Consider the following 25,592-nt stretch of genomic DNA (forward strand, 5'->3'; position numbering starts at 1 on the left):
TCCGATATATGACAAAGAAAGAGGAAACATACAATGAAGCAGTAGAAAAACTGCGTAAGATCGTAGCCGATATAGAGAACGGCGAACTGGATGTGGATGTTCTTTCCGAGAAAGTGAAAGAAGCAACCCGGCTGATCAAATTGTGTAAAGAGAAATTATATAAGGTAGACGAAGAAGTTAAAAAGGTACTGGAGGAACTGGAATAATGCGTAAATACGTTCTGATCGTTGCCGGAGGGAAAGGGCTTCGGATGGGAGGAGACCTGCCAAAGCAGTTTATCCCGCTGGAAGGGAAACCTGTCCTGATGCATACGCTGGAAGCGTTTCATCGGTGGGATGCTTTGGCTGAACTGGTGTTGGTTCTTCCCGAAGATCATCAGTCTTATTGGAATATGCTTTGTCGCGAAATCGGATGCAAAGTACCTCACCGGATTGCCAATGGCGGGGAGACGCGTTTTCATTCCGTTCGGAACGGTTTGCAATTCCTTTCGGAAGAAATTGGAAATACATCCGGGAGAAATGAAAAAGCCCTGATAGCGGTGCATGACGGCGTACGCCCGTTTGTCTCTTCTGAAGTGATTGCTGCCTGTTTCGATGAAGCGGAAAAAAACAGAGTCGCTATTCCTGTTATGCCGATGATCGACTCCTTACGCGAAACAGACGAAAAAGGCTCTCATCCGGTAGACCGCAACCGTTATTTTGCTGTACAGACGCCGCAAGTGTTTGATGCCGAGCTGTTATTGAAAGCTTATGAACAAGAGTTTTCTGCTCTTTTTACAGATGATGCATCTGTCGTGGAAGCGATGGGGGAAGCCATTCACATGGTTACCGGAAACCGGGAAAATATAAAAATTACGACACCTTTTGATTTACTGGTTGCCGAAAGTTTGATTTTAAAACAAATATCCGATAAGGAGCGGTAAGTAATCTTTCAGGTCTTTTTTAAGAAGCTCGATTGCTTTATTTTTATACCGTTCAACTGTCCGTGTCGAAATATCCATCGATTCGGCTATTTCTCCGTAGCTTTTATCTTCAAAGCGGTTTAGTATGAATACACGGCGATAGTCTTCCGGGAGTTTGTTAAGTGCTTTCGCCAGTAATTCCTGTAATTCGGTCAGTGTATAAAAATCGTCATTATTTTCTGCGTATATAGGAATATTCTCCTGAATGACCTGTTCGAACGATTCTGTTGGCTGGCGGCGGAGAAAATTCAAGCAGTGATTTCGTACGCAAGTCAGTAAATAATTCCTGGCAGAAGTTTGCACAGATATATATTTCCTATTTTCCCAAATAGAAAAAAATACATCTTGAACGATGTCCTCCCGGGTTTCTCTTTCCTTGATAAAGCGCTTTGCATAGAGACATAATGCCGGGTAATAATATTCGAATAATTTACGAAAAGATCTCTCATCATCCAGGGTCGAAATGTTCCGAAATAAGAGCTCAATATCAACTGCGCCAGCGTGTTCCTTTTCCATGATTTGACAAATGTATTTCTTTTTTTGAAAAAAAACGGATTTTGCTGTCGTGATTTTTATTTTCGTGTGTCTCTATTATACAAAGGCTTGGAAAATGGAAAATAATAAAAAAACGATAGAAGAAATAAAGGCATTGACTGAAGATATTTTAGAATATCAGTCAGTAGATGTGGAAAAAGGATATATACGAATAGGAAAGCGGATGCAAAAAAAGCAAGGTCGCCGGATCTATATGCAGACCATTTCCCGTATAGCCGTTATTCTACTATTACCGTTGCTGATTTCTTCGATTGTTTTTTCTTATTTATACATGGATCAGAAAAAACAGCTGGCTCAGGTCACCTACAATCAGGTAAGTTCTGCTCCGGGTACAGTGACCCGCTTGGTTTTGCCGGATCAGTCCGTTGTATGGTTGAACTCCGGAAGTTCGTTGAGCTACCCGTCTGTCTTCAGTAGCAAGGAACGGGACGTGAAATTATCGGGCGAAGGATATTTTGAAGTACAATCGGATCGGGAGCATCCGTTTTACGTTTCCACCGACGGAGGTGTCAGGGTGATGGCTTACGGGACAAAATTTAATATCAATGCGTATGAAGATGAATCCGGCATAGAGGCTGTTCTTGCAAAAGGCAAGATCGACGTGATCAGCCAAAATCAAACGGTTTCTTTGGAACCGGAGAAACAAGCACTGTTTGATAAGGTAACAGGAAAGTTCACCGTCTCATCAGTGAACCTGGAGGAAAAAATAGGTTGGAAAGACGGACGGTTGGTTTTCAGGAATACACCGCTGGATGTGGTATTGAAGAAATTGTCCAAACGATATAATGTTGATATCGTATTGCATAAAACGAGTAACAAGGAATATAAATATCGTGCAGCATTCACGACAGAAACGGTAGAACAGATCCTGAATTACCTGAAACTGACAGCGCCTATTGAATGGACTGTGAAAGGCCTGGAGCAAAATAACGATGCCACTTTTGCCAGGGAACGGATCGATGTGTATCAGAAATAAAGACAAATAAAATATAGTTGTACTTAAATCGAATATGCCTATGGTGTAATAAAGAAATGTGCCTTAAAAAAAAGCAAGAATAAGCGCCAACTTATTCTTGCCCGTGTGAAACATCTTTTGACAGGCGCCAACCTGTCAAAAAAACAATAAATATAAATCATTTACAAAGTTATGAAGTTATTTAAATTACGCAAGAGCATCTATGCCCGATGTTTGCTTAAATCTTTCCGTATTATGAAGTTAAGTGTAGTGTTTTCATTTCTGTTGGCTACTCAGCTGTATGCAGGAGTATCTTATTCACAGACAACTTCACTTTCGTTATCTTTGAAAAACGTAACGGTTGAACAAGCGCTTGACCAAATAGAAAAAGAAACAGGTTTCTCTTTTTTGTTCAGAGATAATACAGTGGACGTAAATCGTATTGTAAGCCTGAAGGTAAACGGAGGCGATATCAATCATATCTTATCCCAGATATTCAACAATACGAATGTTGAGTACAAAATTGTGGACAAACAGATTATTTTGTCTAAAAAAGCAGCAGTAGCAGCAACTGTTCAGCAACAAGACCGTACAATCACGGGTGTTGTTACCGATAACCTGGGTGAACCTATTATCGGAGCTAACATTTCAATTAAAGGAACGACAATCGGTACGGTAACTGATATCGATGGTAATTTCTCGTTGGAAGTTCCTGCATCGGCTACTATAACGATCTCTTATATCGGTTATCTGACAAAAGAAGTTCCGGTAGGAAATAATTCCCGGATTGCTGTCAAGCTGGTGGAAGATACACAAAACCTGGATGAAGTTATTGTCGTAGGTTATGGTGTCCAGAAGAAATCAGACCTGACAGGTTCGGTTGCCAACATTAAATCGGAGAAATTGATGGAACGTCCGGCAACAACTGTTGAACAGGCTTTAGCAGGACGCGTAGCCGGTGTAAATGTATCTACCAACTCAGGTCGCCCGGGTGGACGAACCAGCATACAGATCCGTGGTTATAGTTCTATCAATGCAAGCAGTACCCCTCTTTATGTAGTCGACGGTGTTGTATGGGAAGGCGGAGGCCTAGATGCTATTAACCCGAATGATATCCAGAGCGTCGATGTTTTGAAAGATGCATCTTCTACCGCTATATACGGTACTCGTGGTTCTAATGGTGTTATCATCATTACAACGAAGAAAGGTAAACTGGGTCAAAAGGCAAGTGTCAGCTATGATGCTAACGTATCATTCAGCAAACTGGCCCGTAAGATCGATGTATTGAATTCAGAAGAATTTATGCAGGTATGGGATACCGGTTACAAGAACGCAGAAAAGTTCGACCCGGAAGGTTGGAAATCAGGAAAGTACAACTCATTCAGTCCCGAATATGTCCGCGAACATTATAAAGTAGGCAATACTTATGGCAACCGCGAATTGTTCGATGCCAACGGTAAGCCTTTATATGACACAGACTGGCAGGATGAAGCAACCCGTCTGGCTGTAAGTCAGAACCATAACCTGTCGGTAACAGGTGGATCGGAAAAAACATCTTATGCTGCTTTCCTGAATTATACAGATGATGAAGGTATCCTGAAGTCAACTTATAAGAAACGTTTCTCTGGTCGTCTGAACCTGGATACTGAAATTACCGATTGGTTGAAGGTCGGAACAATGTTAAGTTATAGTGATATCCGCGAAAGCTTCCAGGATCAGGAGCAGGGTTCAGGTAATATCCCGAGAACCATGATTGAAACGACTCCGATCATTCCTACCAAATGGGCTGATGGAACTTTTGCCCGTCCTGCAGATTTTGCCGGTATGGAAGATGCTGATACTCCTGCCAGCCTGGCAAGTGAATTGAAGTGGTTGAACAAGAGTGCTGTATTCAATGGTAATGCCTATGCGAACATTACTTTTATGAAAGGTCTTGAATTCAGAACGACTATTGGTGTCTCCAATACAGATTGGCATGAATTTATCTTTGCTCCTACTACGATCAGCTTACGTACAGGTGTGGGTAAAAACAAAGCGAATGTAAACAGTGAACGCCGCCGTTTCTGGCAGTGGGAAAATCACTTGACTTACAATACGACGATCAACGATATCCACTCGATCAACGCGATGGTCGGTGCCGAGTATCAGAAATATCACAAGCTGCGTACGGAACAAACCGGGCAGGATCTGTCTGACGATTTCTTCAATTGGAACAACCTGGGACAGGCAAAATCACAATCTATTGCTTCCGAATTTATGGGATGGCAGATGGAGTCTTATTTCGCCCGTATCAACTACAGTCTGAAAAACAAATATTTGCTGACTGTGACAGGACGTGTGGACGGTTCTTCCAAATTCGGTAAGAACAATAAATATGCATTCTTCCCATCAGCTGCATTAGGCTGGCGTGTCGTAGACGAAGCTTTCATGGAAAATACAAAAGACTGGTTATCTAATCTGAAACTGCGTTTAAGCTATGGTTTGACCGGTAACTCCGATATAGGCCAGTATCGTTCACTTTCAATGTTGGGATCAACTACTTATGTATTCGGAGGCGACAGAGCTCCCGGTATGATTATCGGTGAGTTGGCTAACCCGGATCTGAAATGGGAAAAGACAGAACAGTGGGACTTCGGTTTCGACTTCGGTGTACTTGACAACCGTCTATCTCTGGAAGCCGACTTCTTCCTGAAGAAAACAAAAGATTTATTGTATGAAGCTCCGGTTCCTGCAACCAGTGGTAAACGTTCTATGATGTCTAATATCGGTAGCATGGAAAATAAAGGTATTGAGTTGACATTGAACACTGTCAATATCAAAACCAACGACTTCCAATGGTCTTCTTCATTCAATATTTCATTCCTGAAGAACAAAATTACCCAATTAGGTGTAAATAATGAAGACAAACTGGTCGATCCCGATTTCCTGGGTAAGAACGTTATTCTGCGTGTCGGAGAACCTGTCGGATCATTCTGGGGTTATAAACTGCTGGGAACATGGGGTAGCAATGAAGCCGAAGAAGCCGCTAAATACGGAAAGAAACCGGGTGACCTGAAACATGAAGACCTGAATAATGATAATCAGATCAATGACGCAGATAAACAGATCATCGGTCGTGGAACACCTGACTTCTATGGTACATTCAATAACTACCTGCAATATAAGAACTTCGACTTCTCTCTGGAATTGCAGTATTCTGTCGGTGCCGATGTATTGAACAATACTAATCACTCTTCGGAAGACCGTACCAGCATTGCCAACTCTAAAAAGACTGTGTTGAATGCCTGGACAGAAGAAAATCAGAATACACCGATCGCACAGACTCGTCTGGCCAGTGCCGGATATACAACGCTGATCGACTCTCATAAGGTTGAAAACGGTTCTTTCCTGCGTGGTAAGAATATCTCTATCGGTTACTCTCTGCCAACAGAACTGATCAGTAAGATCGGTTTCACTAAACTTCGTGTTTCTTTCTCTGCCCAGAACTTCTTCCTGATCACATCTTATTCCGGATACGATCCTGAAGTTTCTACCTGGGATACCGGATTCTCACAGAATATCCAGTTCTATGATTATCCTAAAGCAAGAAGCTACACCTTTGGTCTTAGTGCAAGTTTTTAATTTAATATAATCTATATTGATCATGAAAAGAACAGTAAAACAATTCTATATATTCGCTTTGAGCGGTTTGCTTTTAGCAGGAGGTACCTCCTGTGAGGATTTTCTGGAAGAAAATCCTAAAACTAACTTTAGTCAGGATAGTTATTTCCAGAACATCAACCAGGCTAAGACTGCGGTAGACGGTGCTTACGAACGTTTGAGAGCGTTGCAGGCTTATGATGGTTATGGTGAAGGCCCGTGGGTAACACTGGAGTTATTGTGCGGACATGCAACCACTTTGGGACAAAGTACTTATAACAACGGTTATATCCGTCATACAACAGGAACGAACAGCCCTTCTTTCAAGAATATCTGGGAAGGTTTCTATGAAGGAATTGCCGACTGTAACATGTGTATCACCGGTATCCAGAAGGTTAGTGGCGACACTAAGAGCCTGCTGGGCGAAGTTCATACGTTGCGTGCCCTTTATTATTTCTATCTGGTACGTCTGTACGGCGATATCCCTCTGATCCTTGAACCAGTGACAGCCGACTCTGAACTCCTGTATCCGGAACGTGCCACAAAAGAGAAAGTATTCGAATCGATCCTGAGCGATTTGAAACTGGCAGAACAATCCGGTCTTCCTGAAACCGACCGTACGGGCCGTGTTTCTTTAGGTCTGGTGAAAACGATCATGGCTGATGTTTATCAGTATATGGCAGGTGCTCCGTTGAATAAGGGTGCTGAGTATTATAAGCTGGCTTACGAGAAAGCAAAAGAGGTGCTCGACAAATCTTATTGTGTTTCTCCAGCCAGTGCCGATTATAATGCCAGTGCAGCAGGTTCAGCCTGGTATTCTTTGTTCGATTCTTATGAAAAACTGCATGATGATGAAAACAAGAACCGTGGTGAACTGATCTTCCAGATCCAGTATAAAGAAGGTATCACAACGAACCAGATCACTTCCATGATTGTACCGACTATGAAGCAGATCATCAAGATCTACGACGAGTTCGGTGCTCTGATGCCGACCTGGGATTTCTATAATTCTTACGAAAAAGGAGATAAACGTACTGAAGAAAAGGAAATGTTTTTTACTAAAGACGGACATCGTGATGATAAGACCAATATTATCGAATTCGGTTCACCGGCTTTGTACAAGTATTATGACATCGAAGGTGCATTAAAGACCGGTCTGTGTGATATCAACTTTACTTTGTATCGTCTGCCGGAAGTTATGTTTATCTATGCAGAATCTTATACTCAGGCAAACGGTGCTCCCGACCAGTTGTCTTACGATATGGTCAACGCTATCCGTAGCCGTGCTAACCTGGCTCCTGTTGCCGGATTAAGCAAAGACGATTTCCTGCAGGCTGTATGGAAAGAACGTGCACATGAGTTATGCTTCGAGAATAAAGATTATTTCGATATTCAGCGTACCCGTAAGGCATATAATGTGAAAGCTAACAGTTATGATGCATATGATGGTTTTGCTAACGAAAGCGGTGTTACTTTCGACGAGAAATATCTGTTGTGGCCTATTCCTTCAACAGAGACAGATGCGAATCCGAAATTATTGCCGAATAACCCCGGTTGGTAATCATTCAGTTTAAATAATAGAAAGGGTAAGGGTTTTGGGAATGATTTATCAAACAAGACTTTTACCCTTTTTTATAAAGAGAAATATATGATCAGAAAAAGTATATGTATTCTTTTGGCTGTCTTTTGCGGACATGCGGCTTACCCGCAGTTGTATAAAGATCCGAAAGCCCCGGTAAAAGACCGTGTTGAAGACCTGCTCGGGCGCATGACGCTGGAAGAAAAGGTAGAACAAATGTCGATGACGGGACTAGGAAATTTCCCGCGTTCTTCGGGTGTATATGGCGTTTGCGACAGTCCTTTCGAAAGTCTGGAAAAGATTGTCGAACAATCCGCACAAGCTAAAAAGCATGCCCGCGAAAATACCCGTTTGGGTATTCCTCCGATCCAGATCGCGGAATGTCTGCACGGACAACTGGCCTACGGGGCAACAATATTCCCACAGGCCATCGCGCAGGGGAGCACCTGGAATCCGGAACTGATAGAAGAAATGGCCTCCGTCATCGCCTATGAAGCTTCTGCTTCGGGAGTAGACCAGGCTTTGTCTCCGCTCTTTGACCTGATCCGTGACGCACGCTACGGACGGAACGAGGAATGTTATGCCGAAGACCCTTACCTGGTAGGACAGATGGGATCGGCCTTTGTTATCGGTATGCAAGGAAAACCGGAACAGACCCGTATCGGTATTCCAGCCGGTAAACTGATGTGTACAGCCAAGCATTTTGCCGGATATAGCCAGCCGTGGGCTGGCATCAACCTGGCACCGGCATCATTGGGTGAACGAGAAATGCGATCTCTCCATTTGCCTCCTTTCCGGCAAGTCGTAAAAGACGCAAATGTATATGCCGTTATGCCATCCTATAATGAAGTGGACGGTGTGCCGGCTCATGCCAATCATTTCTTATTGACAGAGGTTTTACGTGATGAATGGGATTTCCAGGGATATGTCTTTTCGGATTACGGAGGTGTTTCGCAGCTCTATAACTTCCATAAGGTAGCCAGTGATAAAGCGGAAGCTGCTAAAATGGCCGTAACTGCCGGACTCGACCTGGAAGCAGCCCGCCCGGATATCTATCCTCATCTGGTTCAATTGGTGAAAGAAGGAAAAGTATCAGAGTCGTTGATCGATAATTCGGTCCGTCGTATCCTGACGGCAAAATTTAAAGCCGGCCTGTTCGAAAAACCTTATCCTGAAGCAGCAAATATAAAGAAAAGAGTTCACCTGCCGGCTCATATAGAACTTGCACAGAAGGTGGCAGAAGAATCCATTATCCTGTTGCAGAACGAGAACAAGACGCTTCCGTTGGAGATCGGCCAGCTGAAGAATATCGCCGTGGTTGGTCCGAATGCCGATCAGGTGCAGTATGGAGATTATTCCTATACGCGTGATAATAAGTCGGGAGTTACCGTGCTGGAAGGAATCCGGCAGGCGGTAGGAGACCGGGTGAATGTGCATTATGCCAAAGGTTGCAATATCTCGGGATTAAGTAAAGAAGGTTTCCCGGAAGCCGTAAGGGCTGCAGAGAAAAGCGATGCCGTAGTTGTCGTATTAGGCGGAACCAGTGTGATCCTTTCGGGACTGGGCTGGGGAAAAGGACCGGGCGAGAACGAGGTAGGCGACCCGTTTACCTGCGGGGAAGGATATGACCTGACAGACATCAATCCGCTGGGCGTTCAGCGTGAACTGGTACAGGCCCTGAAAGAAACCGGCAAGCCGATCATCCTGGTGTTGGTACATGGCCGTCCGTGGAGTATCTCCTGGGAAAAAGAAAATGTCCCGGCTATACTCGAAGCCTGGTATCCGGGGGAAAGAGGAGGTACAGCCGTTGCCAATATCCTGTTCGGCAAGGTGAATCCTTCCGGTCGTTTAAATGCGACGATCCCCCGGTCGGTGGGACATATTCCTGTTTTCTATGATTATAAACCCTCCGCAAAAGGGATCAACCGTGAACCGGGGACAAAAGAAAAGGCCGGACGTGATTATGTGTTTTCATCTCCAGCTCCTTTATTTCCTTTCGGATTCGGTTTGTCTTACACTTCTTTCGAATACTCCGATATGCAAGTTTCCAAAAAGACTTTCGGTAAAGAAAGTGTAGAGGTTTCCGTACTTGTAAAAAACACCGGCGACCGGACGGGAAAAGAAGTCGTACAATTTTATGTGAATGATAAAGTGAGTAGCGTCACTACTCCGGTAATTGCATTGAAACGTTTCAAGAAAATAGAACTAAAACCTGGTGAATCTAAACGTGTTACATTCTCAATATCCTATATAGAACTCGGCTTGTGGAATTCCCGGATGGAATTCGTTACGGAGCCCGGTGAGTTTGAATTTATGTTTGCAAAATCGGCGGAAGATATACAATGCCGGCAAACCGTAGAATACGTAGATAATTAATCTCAATTTTAAATACAATGGATAATAAATGGTATAAAAGATCTGGTTGGTTGGCAGGACTATCGTTGTGCTTGTCGATGGTCGCTTGTAATAAGTCGGACCAGATAATTGTGGATGTCTCCCAGGAAGGGGCCGAAGTGCCCTCTTCACTGTACGGTGTGTTTTTCGAAGAAATTACACATTCCGGAGATGGTGGTTTATATGCGGAAATGGTGCTTAACCGTGGGTTCGAAGACGGTAACTTGCCGTCAGGGACTGTTTACGAGGATGGATATGCCGTATCGAAAGATTTACCTTGCTATTCCAACGACTCGATCAATCATTTCAAGGTAAAATGGCAGGATGGAAAGGCCATGAACGGGTGGGAAGTCGTTTGTGCGGCAGGCCAGCCTGTTTATAAGGTCGTGGATAACCAACCCCTGCATCCGGCAACCCCGCATGCTTTACAGTTGGAACTGGGAAAGTCGGCAGGTGACGTACAGGTTATCAACAATGGATACTGGCATATGGCCCTTACCAAAGGGAGTTCTTATAAGCTGGCTTTTTACCTGAAAGCGGATGCTGCCAGCGATGAAGAAGTGTCTGTCGCTTTAATCGATGAGAACAATCAGCCGGCTGCTTCACAGAGCTTTAAAATCATCCGTGATAACCAGTGGCACCGTTACGACGGAACACTTGTCTCTGCTTCGACAGGAAACAAATACCGTCTGGCACTGACCTTCAAGAACAAAGGAACTATTTATCTGGATTATGTATCCCTGTTCCCGGAAGAAACATTTATGGATCGTCCGAACGGTATGCGTAAAGATGTGGCTGAAATGCTGGCTGATCTTCATCCTGCCTTTATCCGTTGGCCGGGTGGCTGTATCGTGGAAGGCCTGAACATGGCAAACCGTGTTAAATGGAAAGAAACGATCGGCGATCCTGTGACCCGTCCGGGCGAATATAACCTTTGGGGATATCGCAGTACGTATGGTTTCGGTTATCATGAGTTCTTGCAATTCTGCGAGGATGTGCATGCGGACGGTATGTTCGTTTGTAATGCCGGTATGGCCTGCCTGTTCCGTAACGGGGATTTCTGTGACGATAAACAGGTGGATGACCTGATCCAGGAAGCGTTGGATGCTATCGAGTATGCCATCGGCGATACAGATACTTATTGGGGTAAGAAAAGAGCGGAGAACGGTCACCCGGCTCCTTTCCCATTGAAATATGTCGAGATAGGAAACGAAAATATCGGTTCCCGTTATGCTGCCAATTACAAACGCTTCTATGCGGCTATCAAAGAGAAATATCCTCAGATCACACCGATCTGTGCCCTGATGTTCAGTCCTTATCTGCAAGAAGCCGGACCGATCGATATCATCGATCCGCATTATTATGAGACGGCCGACTGGTTCTATCGCAACGGCGACCTGTATGATAAACTTCCGGCCGATTATCCTTATAAGATTTATGTCGGTGAGTACGCCGCTACCGGACGTTCCAGCTTGTATTCTTCATTGGCTGAAGCTGCTTATCTGACGGGTGTGGAACGTAATGCCGATAAGGTACAGTTGGTATCTTACGCTCCTCTATTGGAAAATGCGGACGGACATGGCCGTAACCACCTGATCGTTTTGAAGAACGACTCGGTATATGGCCGTACGAACTATCATATCCTGAAGATGTTTTCAGATAACCGTCCGGATGTCAACCTGAAAACCCAGGTTCTTCCGGCTGAGACGCAGCCTATTTTCCAGACACAGGGAATTCTGGGTATCGGAACTTGCAACACCGTAGCCGAATTCAAAGACTTTAAGGTAACCCGTGACGGTGAAACGGTATACGCTACCGACTGGAGCGACCTGTCTTCTGCCTGGACTGCTTCACAAGGCGACTGGAGCCTTGATAACGGCGTCCTGAAACAGTCGAAAGTGGAAGGTGACTCTTACTTGTGGCTGAACGGCAAAGAACTTGGCGACTGCACCATAGAACTGAAAGCCCAAAAGCTTGAAGGACGTGAAGGTTTCCGTATCTTTTTCGGTTCTAAAGGAGAAGAACAATATTTTATGGCGGATATCGGTAGCCATACGAACGAGTCTGTGATCTTCGGAGAAAGAAATGCTGCCGGCAATGTCTCTTTGTTCGACTATCGTAACGCAACCGGTGTAAATACTTATCGCTGGTATGATGTCAGAATCGAGATTAAGGGAAATCACTGGAAATGTTATCTGGATAACCAGTTGGAGTATGAATATACTTATCTGCCGGTAATCCGTCATTATGCTGTTTCCGGCTATGACAAGCAGACTAACGAGGTTGTTATCAAATTGGTAAATGGTGAGAATACACCGTGGAATACTTCGATCAACCTGTCTAATATGAAATCGGTTCAAGCGGAAGGTACGCAGATCACTTTAAGTGGTGTGGATCCGGATGATGAGAACAGTTTTGCAAATCCGGAAAAAGTCGTTCCGGTAGAAACTGTCTTGAAAGGAATAAAACCTTCTTTCGAAATGGTTTGTCAGCCTAATTCATTTACGATCCTGCGAATTCCTTGCGAACGATAAGCACGATTAGCAAGTAAATATAATACCTGCCGGAATCTTTACAAAAAGACTTTCGGCAGGTATATTTATATCCGGACAGATAGAACAATTATATTAACTATTTGAGGGGAGCTATTTTCAAGTTTTTTATTTCTGTTTGTTCGGAGCGAAGAATTAATTTTTCCACTTTCAAACCCGGACGAAATGATATCATGGTACGTTGGCCTGCAATTTCAGTATCAATTTGTGAACCACCAAATTTATCTTCATATTTGACGATCATACGAAGTGTAAACGGTTTGTCGGTATCGATCAAGTTTTCAATGGCATAATCGCGTGCATGGTTTGGATAACCTCCTTCACGTAAAGTCTTTTCTGCTTCTGCGAATTTCTGCAGATTTCCTTTTGCATACTGTGCTTTCTTTGCTTTGGGACTAACCTGAATTTCACAAGCGTGATCGTTTTCGTCGGCACCGAGAAGTAAAGCTCCGAGTTTTCCGGATAGATCATCTCCGGGCTCAACATCGAATGTCAACATAAATGAAGGATTTTCAATAGTAAAAGAAGATGGCTCTGTTATTTTTTTAGCCAAAGTCTTTGCCTTTTCAGTAGCTGGAATAATTTCCTCCATCCATTTTGTTCCGATACGGCCGTCAGGGTAATGGATCATCTCATGAATGTTTAATGTCCCGCCCCAGTTAACCATTGGAATCCAACCGGCCATCAGGAAGCGCCCACCAGCTATTTCAGTGATGGCGGGTACACACATCCCATTATAAAAATCCAGTCCTTGTTTGACTACATCCGTATATTCATCTTCACCTGCATTAGATGGTTTTGACCATAAGCCAGTAAATCCACCGATTACATAATCAAAATTTCCCCAGCGGAAAAAGAACGTGCAGTCACCTCCCGGAGGAAATCCGGGATTGACAGACCACCAGCCACCATCGATTGAGCCAGACTCCCAGGTTCCTTTGGCTCCATAGTTGGCCAACATGCGTAAACGTCCTTCCGGATCGGTATATACACTTGGGTTTTCGCATGGGTGGAATAATATATGTGTTTTCTTGAAATTGCTTATACCATCCTGGCTGATAGAGTAAGTCGAACCGGCAGGAAATCCGGGCATCGTATCGTAACGGAAGGAGCCTGTTGCACCATGTTCATTATAGTAATCCCATAACTGTGGTAAGGTTGTCTTTTCTTTGGGATAAATACGGGTCGTATGAAGTCCGTAGCTGATACAAAGTTTATCGTTAAAAACAAAAGGCGTACCTGTACCTAATGTTTCCCATTGTTCTTCAATAGGGGTAGCTGGATCGTGTTCAGTCCATGTCTTGAAGTCAGTTGTTGAGATATGCTCGAAATAATGGGCTCCCCTGCCGAATTTGCTGGCATGTCCGCGTCTGTCATACAAATAAAATACATGATAACGTCCTTGGTAGAAGAAAGTTGCTACATCACCTACCCAGGTATTATGCCCTTCAGGTGTCCAGTATTGGATTTCCGGTGAAGTGCGTGGTGTATCTAAATTTGTTTTTTGAGGTTCAATTCCCGGAAAATATATTTCAGCTTTCGAAACAATAGAAGGATCTATTTCCCAGGTTGTTTGTTCTCCCCATTGAGGATAACCTAAAGGGAAGTCATTATCCAGGAGTTCATTGTCGACAAACATAGTCCATCGAACCCCTGAAAAATGAAGGACAATTTCATGTTCTCCTTCAGGCTTATCCAACATTGCCAACGGAATACCGACTGGCATATAGCGGGCTTCTTCCGGTTGAACCGGTAGATGGAGCAGGAGGGAAGCCTCCAATACAGGTACGGAACCGTCAGCCATAGGATAGGCCGGGTAATTTTGTTGTTTGCGGTCTTCCGGATCGTTTCGATATGTATTTAATTCCAATACCCCCGGAATTGTAAGTAACGATTTTTTTGAAGTGACTTTTGTCAGGTTGACCTGTAGTTTAATAGTGAAACTGCTACTATCTCCCGGTGATACAAAATTATTTTTTGCATTCTGCTGCGTGAGGGTATTTAATGGGGTATCCTGGGTTGTAAAATTCCAGGGGGAAGAACGGAGTTCGAGTTGAACCGGCTTTTGTGTCTCGGTACAGCCGATAATACTACTGATAATGAGTATGACTACGGTAAACGAAGTAATAAATTTAGTATTCATTTTTCCAGAAATTTGAGTGTAACAATTATCTGTCACAATCTTTTAAGAGACTGTGACTGTTAGAATTTAATAATTTGTAATCTCTGATGCCTGATGTAAGTCAAAAGGATCAGAGTGTAATTTGTATAATCTTAGAGAAATTGACTGGATTCACGAATCACTATTTCTCCTGTCAGGTTTGCTGTAATGGGAATGTGGTTGTTGTCTTTTAATCTCCGCATCAATAACTCAATGCTGACGTTGGCAATCTCCACACATGGTTGCCTGTAAGATGTCAATGAATGTTTGAGATGCTTTGAATATTTCATATCATCATATGCGCACATCAAAATATCCGATGATATTTTGATGCCTAAAGCATCCAAAGAAGACATGAGCACTGCAGCTGTGGAATCATTAGCACATATAATACCTGTTTTCCCGGGAACAATTTCCATTTGTTTAACAAAATCCAGATCTTCAGGATTCCCACAAAAAATATTATTCTCAGTAAATGGATACTGATGTTTAAGGACAGTTTCACGAACACCGGAAAGGCGTAAGTCTACAGAACTGGCCGAATCAGGACGGTAAAAAAAATGAAGTTTATTGCAGCCCTGATCGATCAGGTGTTTTGCCATGATACAACCGGCACTGAAATTATCCAGGCATACCACATCAAATTCACTTCGTTCGGGAAAAGTCAGAATATCCCTGTCAATAAGAACTAATGGTATATTGGCTTCCCGTATAGCTGCACAGATTTTTAAATTCAGGTTGTATGCATCCGGAACTCTTTCCAGCGGGGAAAAGAAAATACCATCGACCTTTTTATTTATGTAACTTTCACAGCACGTTTCAATAAGTGTTTTTCTGATTTCCGCACTGCTTGCTGTAGCTCCTTCCCAAAGGCAATTGAATCTACCGATTTCGGATTGCCTCAAGAGTTGGTCATTAATAATGGAAAATATTTCCGATTCACCTGCTCCGGGTAAAAGTAAGCCAAATGTATAGGTTGTATTTTTACATTGGTATATAACGACTGTACCAAGTCCTTTCGTCTTTTTTATAAAACCTTCTTCTTGTAACTGGTTATATACCTTAGCAATAGTCGGTCTGGAAACAGAATATTTTTGAGCCAGTGTTTGCTCGGTAGGTAACATAGACCCCGGGGCAAATGCTTCTTTCAATATCTGATCTTTCAATGTATTGTAAATAACCTTGTAGCTTATTTTAGATTCCATAAAGGTGATTTTAAAGTTATGTGCAAATGTAATTATTATTTGCAAATAGTTTGCATTTGTTGGTGGTAAATGTGATTTTTTTTTGTTGGTGGATTAGGAATGTAAAATATAGACCTTGCTGGATGTAAGTTATTCTTCTTGAAATGTTAAAGTGTGACATGTTGGTGTTTACATTTAATGAATGTAATGTTTGTAAGGTTTAAGATATTTTATTTAAAGGTATTTTGATGCTTATGCATTGATATATATACTATTAGGCTGTGTATTGCTTCTGTTCTGTCCTGGCGTCTTATATTTCTGTTTACTCTTTTTTAAGTATTGTATATGACGATAAATGTAATAAATGTGATAAATTAAAATGTGCTAAAATGTAAATTGTTCTTTGTTTATTATGATCTGATCTCTATATTTGCAACGGGAGACAAGGGATGTTTTGTTAGCTAAATGTAATATGACTATCATATTGCTTTGTTATTTACTTTACAACTAATGTATAAAAATTAAATCATACTCAAATGAAAAAAGAACTTTTAGCAACTTTTCTATTAGTTACGATATCTTCTTTTGCACAGGTTGTAAAAGATTATAATCCGGCCATTCAGCGCACTACCCATATGCAATATTTTAAACCGGTAGAAGAACATCTGTTTTCCGGTGATTGTATGCCTTATTATCATAATGGAACATTCTATTTGTACTGGCTACTGGACGAAGGGCATCATGCGGGTCTTGGAGGTTTGGGAGGTCATCAGTGGGCATTGAGCACTACAACTGATTTGATAAACTGGAAACACTATCCGGTTGCTTTAGGTATTGAAAACGAGGAATGGGAAAAGTCTATCTGTACAGGATCTGTAATTGCGGAAGGTGATAAATTCTATGCATTTTATGCAACGCGTGTGAAGGAAAACGAGAGAGTACATGAACAACTGAGCTATGCAATAAGTACGGATGGCGGATATACTTACCAAAAGCAGGAACCCAATCCGTTTTATTATGCTCCAGAAGAATGTATAAGCCGCGATTTTAGAGACCCGAAAGTCTTTAAGGATGAAAACGGTCTTTTCCATTTGTTCATTCCCGGTAATTTGAAAGAGCCCTCTTTAGACGGTTTTGGAGGATATCTGGTGCATCTTACTTCAACTGACCTGAAAAACTGGAAGGAAGTGGAATCTCCGTTGAAAGGACAACGCGGAACTCCCGAATGCGCGGATTATTTTAAGTGGAACGATTGGTATTATTTATTATACAGTATTGGTGGCCACACCTATTATCTTATGTCCAAAGATACGTATGGCCCCTGGATATATCCGGAATCACAGGCCTTGATTGAATATTTCGGAAGTGTCTATAAAACAGCTGGTTTTAAAGACGGACGCCGTATTGCAGTGGCCTATTCTCCCTGTCGTAAGGATGATAAAGATAACGGGGATAGGATTTGGGGTGGAACTATTTTGCTCAGGGAAGTATATCAGGAGCCGGATGGAACCTTAGCAACCAAATTTTTAAAAGAAGTTTTACCGGCTATGCATCCGATAACGACTCCGGCCATACAAATTTCTTCACCCGCAAATATTGTTTCTGTCTCCAAGGGAAATATAACAATGAATGCTTCGGGCGATATCGGTGTAGCTGCTCTTTCCGACCTTCCGGATAATTATCGCATTTCGATGAAGATAGAACCTAAAGGAAATTATGAAGAGTTGGGTTTGTTTTTGCGTGCAACAGACGGTCGGAAGAATGGTTATCGTTTGGAGTTAAACCCGGATAATCAAACGGTTTTAATGCATAATACATCTATTCATGGTGTAAAAGAATTGGATAAACCCATCTTGCTGGATTTGATTGTGAACGGAGAATTTTTTGATGTGTCTATAAATAACAAACGATGTGTGCTTAATCGTTTGCCAGAGCAAAAGGGGAAAAACCTCTTCTTCTATGTAAAAAACGGTAATGCCGTTATCAGAGATATACGAATTCAGGAAATCAAAAATTAGTGTTTATGGGTTTAAAATAAAACTTCAGTTTCTTTCCGTTCGGGTTGAATATGCCCGGAAAACTTATTTGAATATAATGTGTGAAAATCATCCGGATTGTCCGGTTGACAGGGCCCCTTTTGTCTTTAAAAGGTGAGTTTTTGATTGGATATTTTTCTGTCAGGGGAAATGATAGCCAAGTCTGGTAAATGGTAAATGAGTGACAAATTTATATATGTATGAAGAATTTAAATAGTGGATGAATCTGATTTAGGAAAGTATGATAAATACTTTGAGAGCAAAGTGAAAAGGCGAATATTAAAAAGCACCTTAAGTTTAATAACAATTAAAAATCTATTTCATGAATCAAACAACATTTCATGTGAAAAAAGCAATGTGTTACCTGACACTTGCGTTTTCCCTGTGTGCTATTACCGGACATGCATCTGCCGTGGATAAGGTAGGTACTGTCAATCAGCAGAAAATAGTTGCGACAGGTACTGTTTTAGATGAGACCGGCGAGCCTATGCCCGGCGTTTCTATTGTTGAAAAAGATGGAGATCGTAATGGCACCATAACAGATGCCGACGGACGTTTTTCATTAAATGTCGGAAGCCAAGGCACGTTAGTTTTGAGCTTTATCGGATATAAGACGAAGGAAATCCCAGTCTCGACAGCGAAAGATATAACGATCAGATTGGTAGAAGATGCACAGAATCTGGATGAGGTAGTTGTGACTGGTTATACCAGCCAGCGCAAAGCGGATTTGACTGGTTCCGTGTCTGTTGTCAAAGTAGACCAGATTCGTTCAAATATCGCAGGTAATGCTATGCGTGCCATCCAGGGAAAAGTAGCCGGTATGGCTGTCTCTACTAATGGGTCTCCGGATTCCAAGGCAACTATCCGTATACGTGGAGAAGGTACTTTAAACAACAATGACCCGTTGTATATTATTGACGGAACACCTACGACCCGTTCCATGGAAGAACTGTCCTCGATGGATATTGAATCGATCCAGGTGTTGAAAGATGCTTCTTCTGCATCTATCTATGGTTCGCGTGCTGCAAATGGAGTTATCATTATTACTACCCGGAAAGGGAAAAAAGGAACGACAGTCGATTTTAAGGCTTCTTATACGGTGGCAAGCAGTAAGAAGCCTTATGAACTGATGAACACCGAACAGCGCGGTATTGCTCAATACTGGGCGATCAAAAATGATAATTCCCAAGCTGATCCCAACCAGGTGGGTATCGGATATGTGAATGGTTATGGTGGTTTGTACCAATACCAGGATCATCAGGACTCGAACGGAAATTGGGTTTTGGATAATGTTTCCTGGCGAGAATATCTGGACCCGGTCGAAAAGACTATGCGTTCGGCTGATACGGATTGGCAAAAAGAAATTTTACGTACGGGACAGATCCAGCAATACAATGTCACTTTATCATCCGGTACAGATAGTGGAAATGCTCTTTTTGCTCTTGACTACTATGATAACAAAGGTACGATAAAAGGAAGTTATTTTAATCGTTTTAATGCCCGTGTAAATACTGATTACAGTTGGTTGGGCGGACGTGTGAAAGTCGGTGAGAATTTTACTGTATCCAAATGGAGGAGTAGCTCTAATGTCGGGGATGGCAACTTGGGAGGCTGCAAATCCCTGATGTCTATTGTCCCTGTTCATACGGTCGATGGAATTGGTTGGGGTGGCCCTATAGGTGGTATGAGTGACCGTCAAAATCCCGTCCGCTTAATTGAGGATAATGACCAGAACTATCAGGATAACCTGCGTTTATTCGGTAATGCCTATATCAGTATTGAGATACTGAAGGGACTGACTTTCCGTTCTTCTTTTGGAGCTGATTTTGTCGGTTTCTGGAGAAGAGAAATGAATCTGACTTATAGCTCCGGTTTTATGAGTGAAAGCCGTAACAAGCTAACCCAGACTTCAGACTATAATTTCGACTGGAATAACAGTAATATTTTGCAATATGTCTTTGATATAAATAAGCATGGTTTCGATATTATGCTGGGGCAGGAAACAGTGGACCATAGCTATCAAAAACATTGGGGAAGCAGACGTGTATTTGCATTGGAGACTCCTGATTATATGCAATTGGGTGCAGGTGAAGAAGACAGGGATAACGGAGGTTCTTCCAGTTATAATACGCTGATATCCTGGTTTGGTAAATTCAACTATAATTATGGAAACCGTTACCTTGCTTCAGTTACTCTCCGCCGGGATGCTTCTTCTGTATTCGGAGCGAATAACCGTTGGGCAACATTCCCCGCATTCTCATTGGGTTGGGTATTGAATAATGAAGCATTCCTGAAAGATGCATTATCCAACTTCTCTATTTTGAAACTTCGTTACGGTTGGGGACAAAACGGTAACTCACGTATAGATGACTATGCAGCTTATTTGATGTACGAGGCTCTCTACGATCATTATGCGGAAGATTGGAACTGGGGTACGGCTTATGACTTTACAGGGCAAGGCGGAAATAATCTACCTTCAGGTTTTCGCCGGACTCAAAGAGACAATCCTAACTTGAAATGGGAAACAACCGCACAGCATAACTTTGGATTGGATTTTGGTTTCTTTGATTCAAAGTTCGGAGGATCGTTTGATTACTACATAAAGAAAACATCCGATATCCTGATGAAGCCGGGTACTGTTGCCACTTTAGGTGAAGGAGCCCAGATGTGGTTGAATGGTGCTGATATTGATAACAAAGGGTTTGAATTAACCTTGAACTATACCGATAAATTTGGTGATGTAGGCTTTGACGTAAGTGGAGTATTCTCACATAATAAGCAGAAAATAATCCATGTTCCCGATGAGGTAATAAACAATTTTGCAGGTAACGGTACAGACCAGAATATTCTTGGCCGTCCCAAATCTTCTATGTATGGTTATATCGCTGACGGACTATTCCAGTCTCAGGCAGAGGTTGATGCACATGCTACGCAGGTAGGTGCTGCTCCCGGTCGTATTCGATACAAGGATATCAATAAAGACGGAAAGATCGATAGTGAAGACAGAACATGGTTAGGCGATCAAAATCCGGCCCTTGAATATGGTGTTAATGTTGCCTTAAACTGGAAAAACTTTGATTTTTCTGTATTCTTCAATGGAGTATTTGGAAAAAAACTGGATGTCAGCGGATGGAAGTCATGGACTGATATCTATGCGTTAAGTACTTCTGGTGAGAATTATGGAACACGTATGTTGGATGCCTGGACTCCGACGAATACCAGTTCTACCATTCCGGCGATGTCAATTAATAACTATAATGACGAAGGACGTTTTTCTACCTATTATGTGGAAAGTGGTTCTTATATGAAAATCCGGAATATCGAATTAGGATATACTATACCCAAGAATGTGCTGGCAAAAGTGAGAATGAGCAGAGCGAGACTTTCATTGAGAGCCGATAATGTGCTCACCTTGAAGAAAACCTGGGGCGACAATGCCTATACCGGCCTTGATCCGGAAACTCCCGGCAATGGATACCCGTTACCATTCTCCATGACATTCGGGGTAAATGTATCTTTTTAATAACTTCTAAAATTTAATGAAATATGAAAGCGATAACAATAGCCATTTTCGGTTTATCTCTACTCTTCTGTTCCTCATGTGATTCCATGCTGGATACGAAGCCACAGGGAGTTGTGTCCGATGAAGACTTAAATACACCTGAAAGAGTTGAGCAGATGGTGAATGCAGCTTATTCTTTTTGCGGACAAAACCATTTCAATAAACAGATGGGTATGCCCTATGAAGAAGGATCTGTCCGTGGTGGAGAAGCGTATAAAGGTGGTTCGGGTACAAATGACAATGCGGAAAGAAACCGTTGGGAAACATTCACATATATGCAGGCGACTAATGTAGGAGACCTGGATAACCTTTGGTGGGTTCATTACGTAGCGATAGGTAGGATACATGATGCTTTGAGAAGAGTAAAAGCATTGACACCGGAGGAATACCCGCTAAAAGACCAGCGGATCGCAGAGTTACGTTTCTTACGGGCGCATATCTACATGTATATGAAGCAATGTTTCAAATTCTTCCCTTATATCGATGAGGATACTCCGCAAGATATGTATGATAAGGTAAGCAACGATGAGTTGACCGATCAGGAACTTTGGGGAAAATTGATTGACGATCTTCGTTATGGGGTGAGTACTTTGCCTGAAAAACAAGATGAAGTAGGACGCCCGAATAAATTCGCGGCAAAGGCTTATTTGGCGAAAGTACTGATTTTTGCAGCCTATGAACAGGATGAAAAGCACAATGTCGTTAATATAAATCGTGAGAAACTAACAGAAGTTGCAAGTCTGTGTAAAGATATCATCGATAATTCCGGTAAGAGTCTGGCGTCAGATTTTGCGGAAAACTTCTTGTGTGAGTTTGAAAATGGTCCTGAATCTATATGGGCAATTCAATATACAGCAGATACTCCTCAGGGACGATTGAATTCCTGGTTGGTATCTCCCGTTAATTCGGACTATGGCTGTTGCGGATTCCTGCAGCCATCTGTAAATATGATGAACCGGTATAAAACAGTGAACGGAGTACCTGATTTCGAAAAGTTCAACGAAGGCGAAACGCTGGATAACAAAGAGGCTTTTGCTAAGACACCGATGGATCCGCGTTTGATGCATACCGCTTGTGTTCCAGGAATGCCCTGGAAGTACGAACCTTCTTATGTGATGCAGGAGAATTGGACACGTACGCCTGAAGTATATGGTTATTCCATGAGTCAGAAATTGCTTGTTTTACCGACATGCGATTGTTTTAAAAAGACCAATCCGTTTATGGGAGCCGGCTTGAACTGGGATGTACTTCGTTTGGATGAAGTGATGTTGTGGAGAGCGGAAGCGCTGATTCAATTAGGAGAAGGTATGGACGAGGCTCTAAACCTGATAAACCAGATTCGTCTTCGTGCAGCAGCAAGTACAGGTAGATTAAAGTTTGAAGATGGCACTCCTACCGGTAAGTTTGATGTTCAACCTTATCGACCGGGAGTGAACTGCCCCGCATGGACAAAAGACTTTGCGATGCAGGCTCTTCGCTGGGAACGTCACCTTGAATTCTCAACAGAGGGTAAATGGTTCTTCGATCTTGTACGCTGGGGTATTGCCGCAGAATACATGAATGAATATTTCGAAGTGGAGAAGACTCGCCGTTCTTATCTAAAGGATGCGAAGTTTACAAAGAACCGGGATGAATATTTCCCGATCCCTCAGGTACAGATCAGTTATGTGAAGGGATTATACAAGCAGAATACCGGATGGTAATATAACCGGTGATTGTAGGAGCTGTGCTCAGTTTCCTGAGTATGGCTCCTTTTTGCAAATCGAGACTGTATGCCTAAAAGGTTGAAGCCTGGAAACAAAGTAAAAAATATCCATAGAAATAGAAGTTATATGAATAGATTGTTTACATGGGGATTTATAGTGATGTTGTTAGCCTCATCCTGCCGTTCGGAAAGTGTTTTCGACGATGCTGTTGCCGTATGGGCATTCTCTGATCTGAATGATCAGGCGGGAGAAAACAGTATGTTGAAATCTCATGGCGAAGTTCCGATTGTGAACTTAAAAGGGAATAAAGCAGCTCAGTTTGACGGCTCTGCATGGCTGACCGCCGGCCAGGGAGCTGGTAACGAGCTAAATTTGACAGGGAAAGAGGTTACGCTTTATGCCCGTGTGAAGGCTTCTGTCGTGAATGGATATTCTCCGGTTATCACTAAGGCAGGCAACGATCAAAATCTGGCTTATAGCATTGCCCTTAATCCAATAGAAAAAGATATTTACATTGAAGTAAAAATGGGTAGCGACGAAATTGCCGGAACTCATTTATTAAAATATAAATTGTCGGAAGACGAAATAAATGGCTGGCAGGACATTCTTTTTCGTTTTAATGGAAAAATATCCGAATTGTTTGTAAATGGAATATTACGGGATGACGAAGTTACTGTTGGACAGATACGTGATTGGAACTGTCGTCCGTTACTTATCGGCGCACAATATAAACAACCTGACGGATACGCAGAAGTTGCAGACAATGAAGTGGAAGCTACTTTTAAGGGGTTGATTGACCTCGTTGCATTATGGGATAAGTGGTTGTCAGACTCGGAAGTCATGGCATTGTCTAATGTCACGATATTGAAAGACGGCCGGCCGGAATACTACAAAGAAAAATATCGCCCCCAATTCCATTTCTCTGCTAAAAAGAACTGGTTGAATGATCCGAACGGCCAAGTCTTTTATGACGGCGTTTATCATTTGTTTTTCCAGTATATGCCTCCGCATCGCCCGGGAGCGTATAAAGATTGGGGACACGCAATCAGTAAAGACCTGGTGCATTGGGAGCAGATAACAAATCATATCACTCCTCATAAAGTGTGGTCGGGATGTTGGTCGGGATCGGCAGTGGTCGATGTGAACAATGTCGCAGGTTTTCAAACAGGAGATAAAAAAGCAATTATTGCTTTTATCACAAATGGTGGACATCCGGATGCGGGCCTGGGCCCTTTATGCACGCAATGTATCGCTTACAGTAATGATGGCGGTATGACCTTTACTTATTATGATCAGAATCCAGTGATCCGGCATATTAAATATGCCAACCGTGATCCGAAAGTGGTATGGGATGAAGAATCGCAACAGTGGATCATGTCCTTGTTCATGAATGAAGGATATGAATTTGCCCTGTTCGGTTCGAAAAATCTGAAAGAGTGGAAATACCTGAGTACTTCTTCCATTGAGGGAGTAAGAGAATGTCCTGGGTTTGAAGCCCTGCCGGTTGATGGTGATCCGGACAATAAGAAATGGTTGTTTTTTGGTGCTAATGGGGACTATGTGATTGGTTCCTTTGACGGTAAAAACTTTAAGGCTGAAACAAAAGTGTTACGGGGGGATTACGGTACCAATTATTATGCGGCGCAGACATGGAATAATGTGCCAGACGGCAGATGTGTTACCATAGCTTGGATGCCAACATTAAAATATCCGGGAATGCCTTTTGAGCAACAGATGAATTTTCCGACTGAAATTACTTTACGAACGACTTCTACCGGATTAAAAGCCTTTCGTATACCTGTTCGGGAGATACAAAACCTCTATGATAAAGAATATACATGGGAAAATCAAACGATAAACGGAGAAGAAAAACTGGATAAACTGCATGATGATCTTTATGATATGGAATTTGAACTTGATGTAACCCGGTCGTCTTCCTTCGAAATAGCATTACGTAATGTGACGGTAACATACGATGCCGTAAAGAAAGTGCTCTCCTGTGGTGGAACTCCCATGCGCAACGGTATTATTCCCGATAACTGGGTTTCTGGAAATAAATCGGAAATCAATGATACGAACAATCTGGGAAGAGCATTCTTGCCTTCCCGGGATGGAAAGATCCGTCTGCGTATCTTATTAGACCGTAATTCGGTGGAGATATTCGGCAATGATGGCGAAGTCGTGATGAGCTCCTGCTTTATGCCGGAGGATAATAATAAAACGTATGCGATCCGTTCTCAAGGATCACTTCTGGTGGTGAAAGCCGAAGTTTATTCTTTAAAATCGGCCTGGAATATTTAAATGCAAT

14 protein-coding genes are annotated in these 25,592 nt (G+C 42.5%); 11 read left to right on the top strand and 3 right to left on the bottom strand.

Annotation, left to right across the window (positions count from 1 at the left end):
- Positions 1–8 precede the first annotated feature (8 nt).
- Both xseB and BQ7394_RS00950 read left to right on the top strand, forming a co-directional pair.
- A complete protein-coding gene (gene xseB / locus BQ7394_RS00945; RefSeq protein WP_046145623.1) occupies positions 9–206 on the top strand; it encodes an exodeoxyribonuclease VII small subunit in 198 nt (65 codons plus the stop codon).
- A complete protein-coding gene (locus BQ7394_RS00950) occupies positions 206–922 on the top strand; it encodes a 2-C-methyl-D-erythritol 4-phosphate cytidylyltransferase (protein ID WP_075555656.1) in 717 nt (238 codons plus the stop codon). Before xseB ends, BQ7394_RS00950 begins: the two co-directional genes overlap by 1 nt.
- Here the strand turns inward: BQ7394_RS00950 and BQ7394_RS00955 are convergent.
- Entirely contained in the window at positions 893–1,477 is a 585-nt protein-coding gene (locus BQ7394_RS00955) for an RNA polymerase sigma-70 factor (protein ID WP_075555657.1), read from the bottom strand. The two genes, BQ7394_RS00950 and BQ7394_RS00955, sit on opposite strands and share 30 nt — an antisense overlap.
- A 94-nt stretch (positions 1,478–1,571) precedes the next feature.
- On the opposite strand from BQ7394_RS00955, the gene BQ7394_RS00960 reads away from it, so the two are divergent.
- The 5 genes from BQ7394_RS00960 (at position 1,572) to BQ7394_RS00980 (ending at position 12,617) form a co-directional block, all read left to right on the top strand.
- On the top strand, positions 1,572–2,492 hold the full coding sequence (locus BQ7394_RS00960; protein ID WP_075555658.1) for a FecR family protein: 921 nt from the start codon (positions 1,572–1,574) through the stop codon (positions 2,490–2,492).
- A 234-nt stretch (positions 2,493–2,726) separates the two neighbouring features.
- A complete protein-coding gene (locus BQ7394_RS00965) occupies positions 2,727–6,092 on the top strand; it encodes a TonB-dependent receptor (protein WP_075556817.1) in 3,366 nt (1,121 codons plus the stop codon).
- 22 nt (positions 6,093–6,114) lie between these two features.
- Entirely contained in the window at positions 6,115–7,671 is a 1,557-nt protein-coding gene (locus BQ7394_RS00970) for a RagB/SusD family nutrient uptake outer membrane protein (protein ID WP_075555659.1), read from the top strand.
- An 87-nt stretch (positions 7,672–7,758) separates the two neighbouring features.
- A complete protein-coding gene (locus tag BQ7394_RS00975) occupies positions 7,759–10,065 on the top strand; it encodes a glycoside hydrolase family 3 N-terminal domain-containing protein (RefSeq protein ID WP_075555660.1) in 2,307 nt (768 codons plus the stop codon).
- Between the two features lie 17 nt (positions 10,066–10,082).
- Positions 10,083–12,617 carry an alpha-L-arabinofuranosidase C-terminal domain-containing protein gene (locus BQ7394_RS00980; RefSeq protein WP_075555661.1) on the top strand — a complete coding sequence of 845 codons (2,535 nt, stop codon included), beginning with the start codon at positions 10,083–10,085 and terminating at the stop codon, positions 12,615–12,617.
- A 97-nt stretch (positions 12,618–12,714) separates the two neighbouring features.
- On the opposite strand, the gene BQ7394_RS00985 is transcribed toward BQ7394_RS00980, so the two are convergent.
- Complete coding sequence (locus BQ7394_RS00985) at positions 12,715–14,778, bottom strand: glycoside hydrolase family protein (protein WP_075555662.1); 2,064 nt, start codon at positions 14,776–14,778, stop codon at positions 12,715–12,717.
- 131 nt (positions 14,779–14,909) lie between these two features.
- Positions 14,910–16,046: a GntR family transcriptional regulator gene (locus tag BQ7394_RS00990; protein WP_082211589.1), complete on the bottom strand. Its 1,137-nt coding sequence runs from the start codon at positions 16,044–16,046 to the stop codon at positions 14,910–14,912.
- A gap of 470 nt (positions 16,047–16,516) precedes the next feature.
- Between BQ7394_RS00990 and BQ7394_RS00995 the strand changes: the two genes are divergently transcribed.
- The 4 genes from BQ7394_RS00995 to BQ7394_RS01010 all read left to right on the top strand — a co-directional run bounded on the left by BQ7394_RS00995 (position 16,517) and on the right by BQ7394_RS01010 (position 25,585).
- A complete protein-coding gene (locus BQ7394_RS00995; RefSeq protein WP_075555664.1) occupies positions 16,517–17,998 on the top strand; it encodes a glycoside hydrolase family protein in 1,482 nt (493 codons plus the stop codon).
- Between the two features lie 340 nt (positions 17,999–18,338).
- Positions 18,339–21,539: a SusC/RagA family TonB-linked outer membrane protein gene (locus BQ7394_RS01000; protein WP_082211591.1), complete on the top strand. Its 3,201-nt coding sequence runs from the start codon at positions 18,339–18,341 to the stop codon at positions 21,537–21,539.
- Between the two features lie 23 nt (positions 21,540–21,562).
- Positions 21,563–23,281 (top strand): RagB/SusD family nutrient uptake outer membrane protein, encoded by a 1,719-nt coding sequence (locus BQ7394_RS01005; protein ID WP_075555665.1) that lies wholly within the window; start codon positions 21,563–21,565, stop codon positions 23,279–23,281.
- 129 nt (positions 23,282–23,410) lie between these two features.
- Entirely contained in the window at positions 23,411–25,585 is a 2,175-nt protein-coding gene (locus BQ7394_RS01010; RefSeq protein WP_075555666.1) for a glycoside hydrolase family 32 protein, read from the top strand.
- The last annotated feature ends 7 nt before the right edge of the window (positions 25,586–25,592 follow it).

The sequence above is a fragment of the Parabacteroides timonensis genome, assembly GCF_900128505.1.
GTDB lineage: Bacteria > Bacteroidota > Bacteroidia > Bacteroidales > Tannerellaceae > Parabacteroides > Parabacteroides timonensis.

Coding starts and splice junctions, on each gene's coding strand:
- BQ7394_RS00970 (WP_075555659.1), top strand. CDS start 6,115: ATGAAAAGAACAGTAAAACAATTCTATATATTCGCTTTGAGCGGTTTG.
- BQ7394_RS00950 (WP_075555656.1), top strand. CDS start 206: ATGCGTAAATACGTTCTGATCGTTGCCGGAGGGAAAGGGCTTCGGATG.
- BQ7394_RS01005 (WP_075555665.1), top strand. CDS start 21,563: ATGAAAGCGATAACAATAGCCATTTTCGGTTTATCTCTACTCTTCTGT.
- BQ7394_RS00985 (WP_075555662.1), bottom strand. CDS start 14,778: ATGAATACTAAATTTATTACTTCGTTTACCGTAGTCATACTCATTATC.
- BQ7394_RS01000 (WP_082211591.1), top strand. CDS start 18,339: ATGAATCAAACAACATTTCATGTGAAAAAAGCAATGTGTTACCTGACA.
- BQ7394_RS00955 (WP_075555657.1), bottom strand. CDS start 1,477: ATGGAAAAGGAACACGCTGGCGCAGTTGATATTGAGCTCTTATTTCGG.
- BQ7394_RS00965 (WP_075556817.1), top strand. CDS start 2,727: ATGAAGTTAAGTGTAGTGTTTTCATTTCTGTTGGCTACTCAGCTGTAT.
- BQ7394_RS00980 (WP_075555661.1), top strand. CDS start 10,083: ATGGATAATAAATGGTATAAAAGATCTGGTTGGTTGGCAGGACTATCG.
- BQ7394_RS01010 (WP_075555666.1), top strand. CDS start 23,411: ATGAATAGATTGTTTACATGGGGATTTATAGTGATGTTGTTAGCCTCA.
- BQ7394_RS00960 (WP_075555658.1), top strand. CDS start 1,572: ATGGAAAATAATAAAAAAACGATAGAAGAAATAAAGGCATTGACTGAA.
- BQ7394_RS00975 (WP_075555660.1), top strand. CDS start 7,759: ATGATCAGAAAAAGTATATGTATTCTTTTGGCTGTCTTTTGCGGACAT.
- xseB (WP_046145623.1), top strand. CDS start 9: ATGACAAAGAAAGAGGAAACATACAATGAAGCAGTAGAAAAACTGCGT.
- BQ7394_RS00995 (WP_075555664.1), top strand. CDS start 16,517: ATGAAAAAAGAACTTTTAGCAACTTTTCTATTAGTTACGATATCTTCT.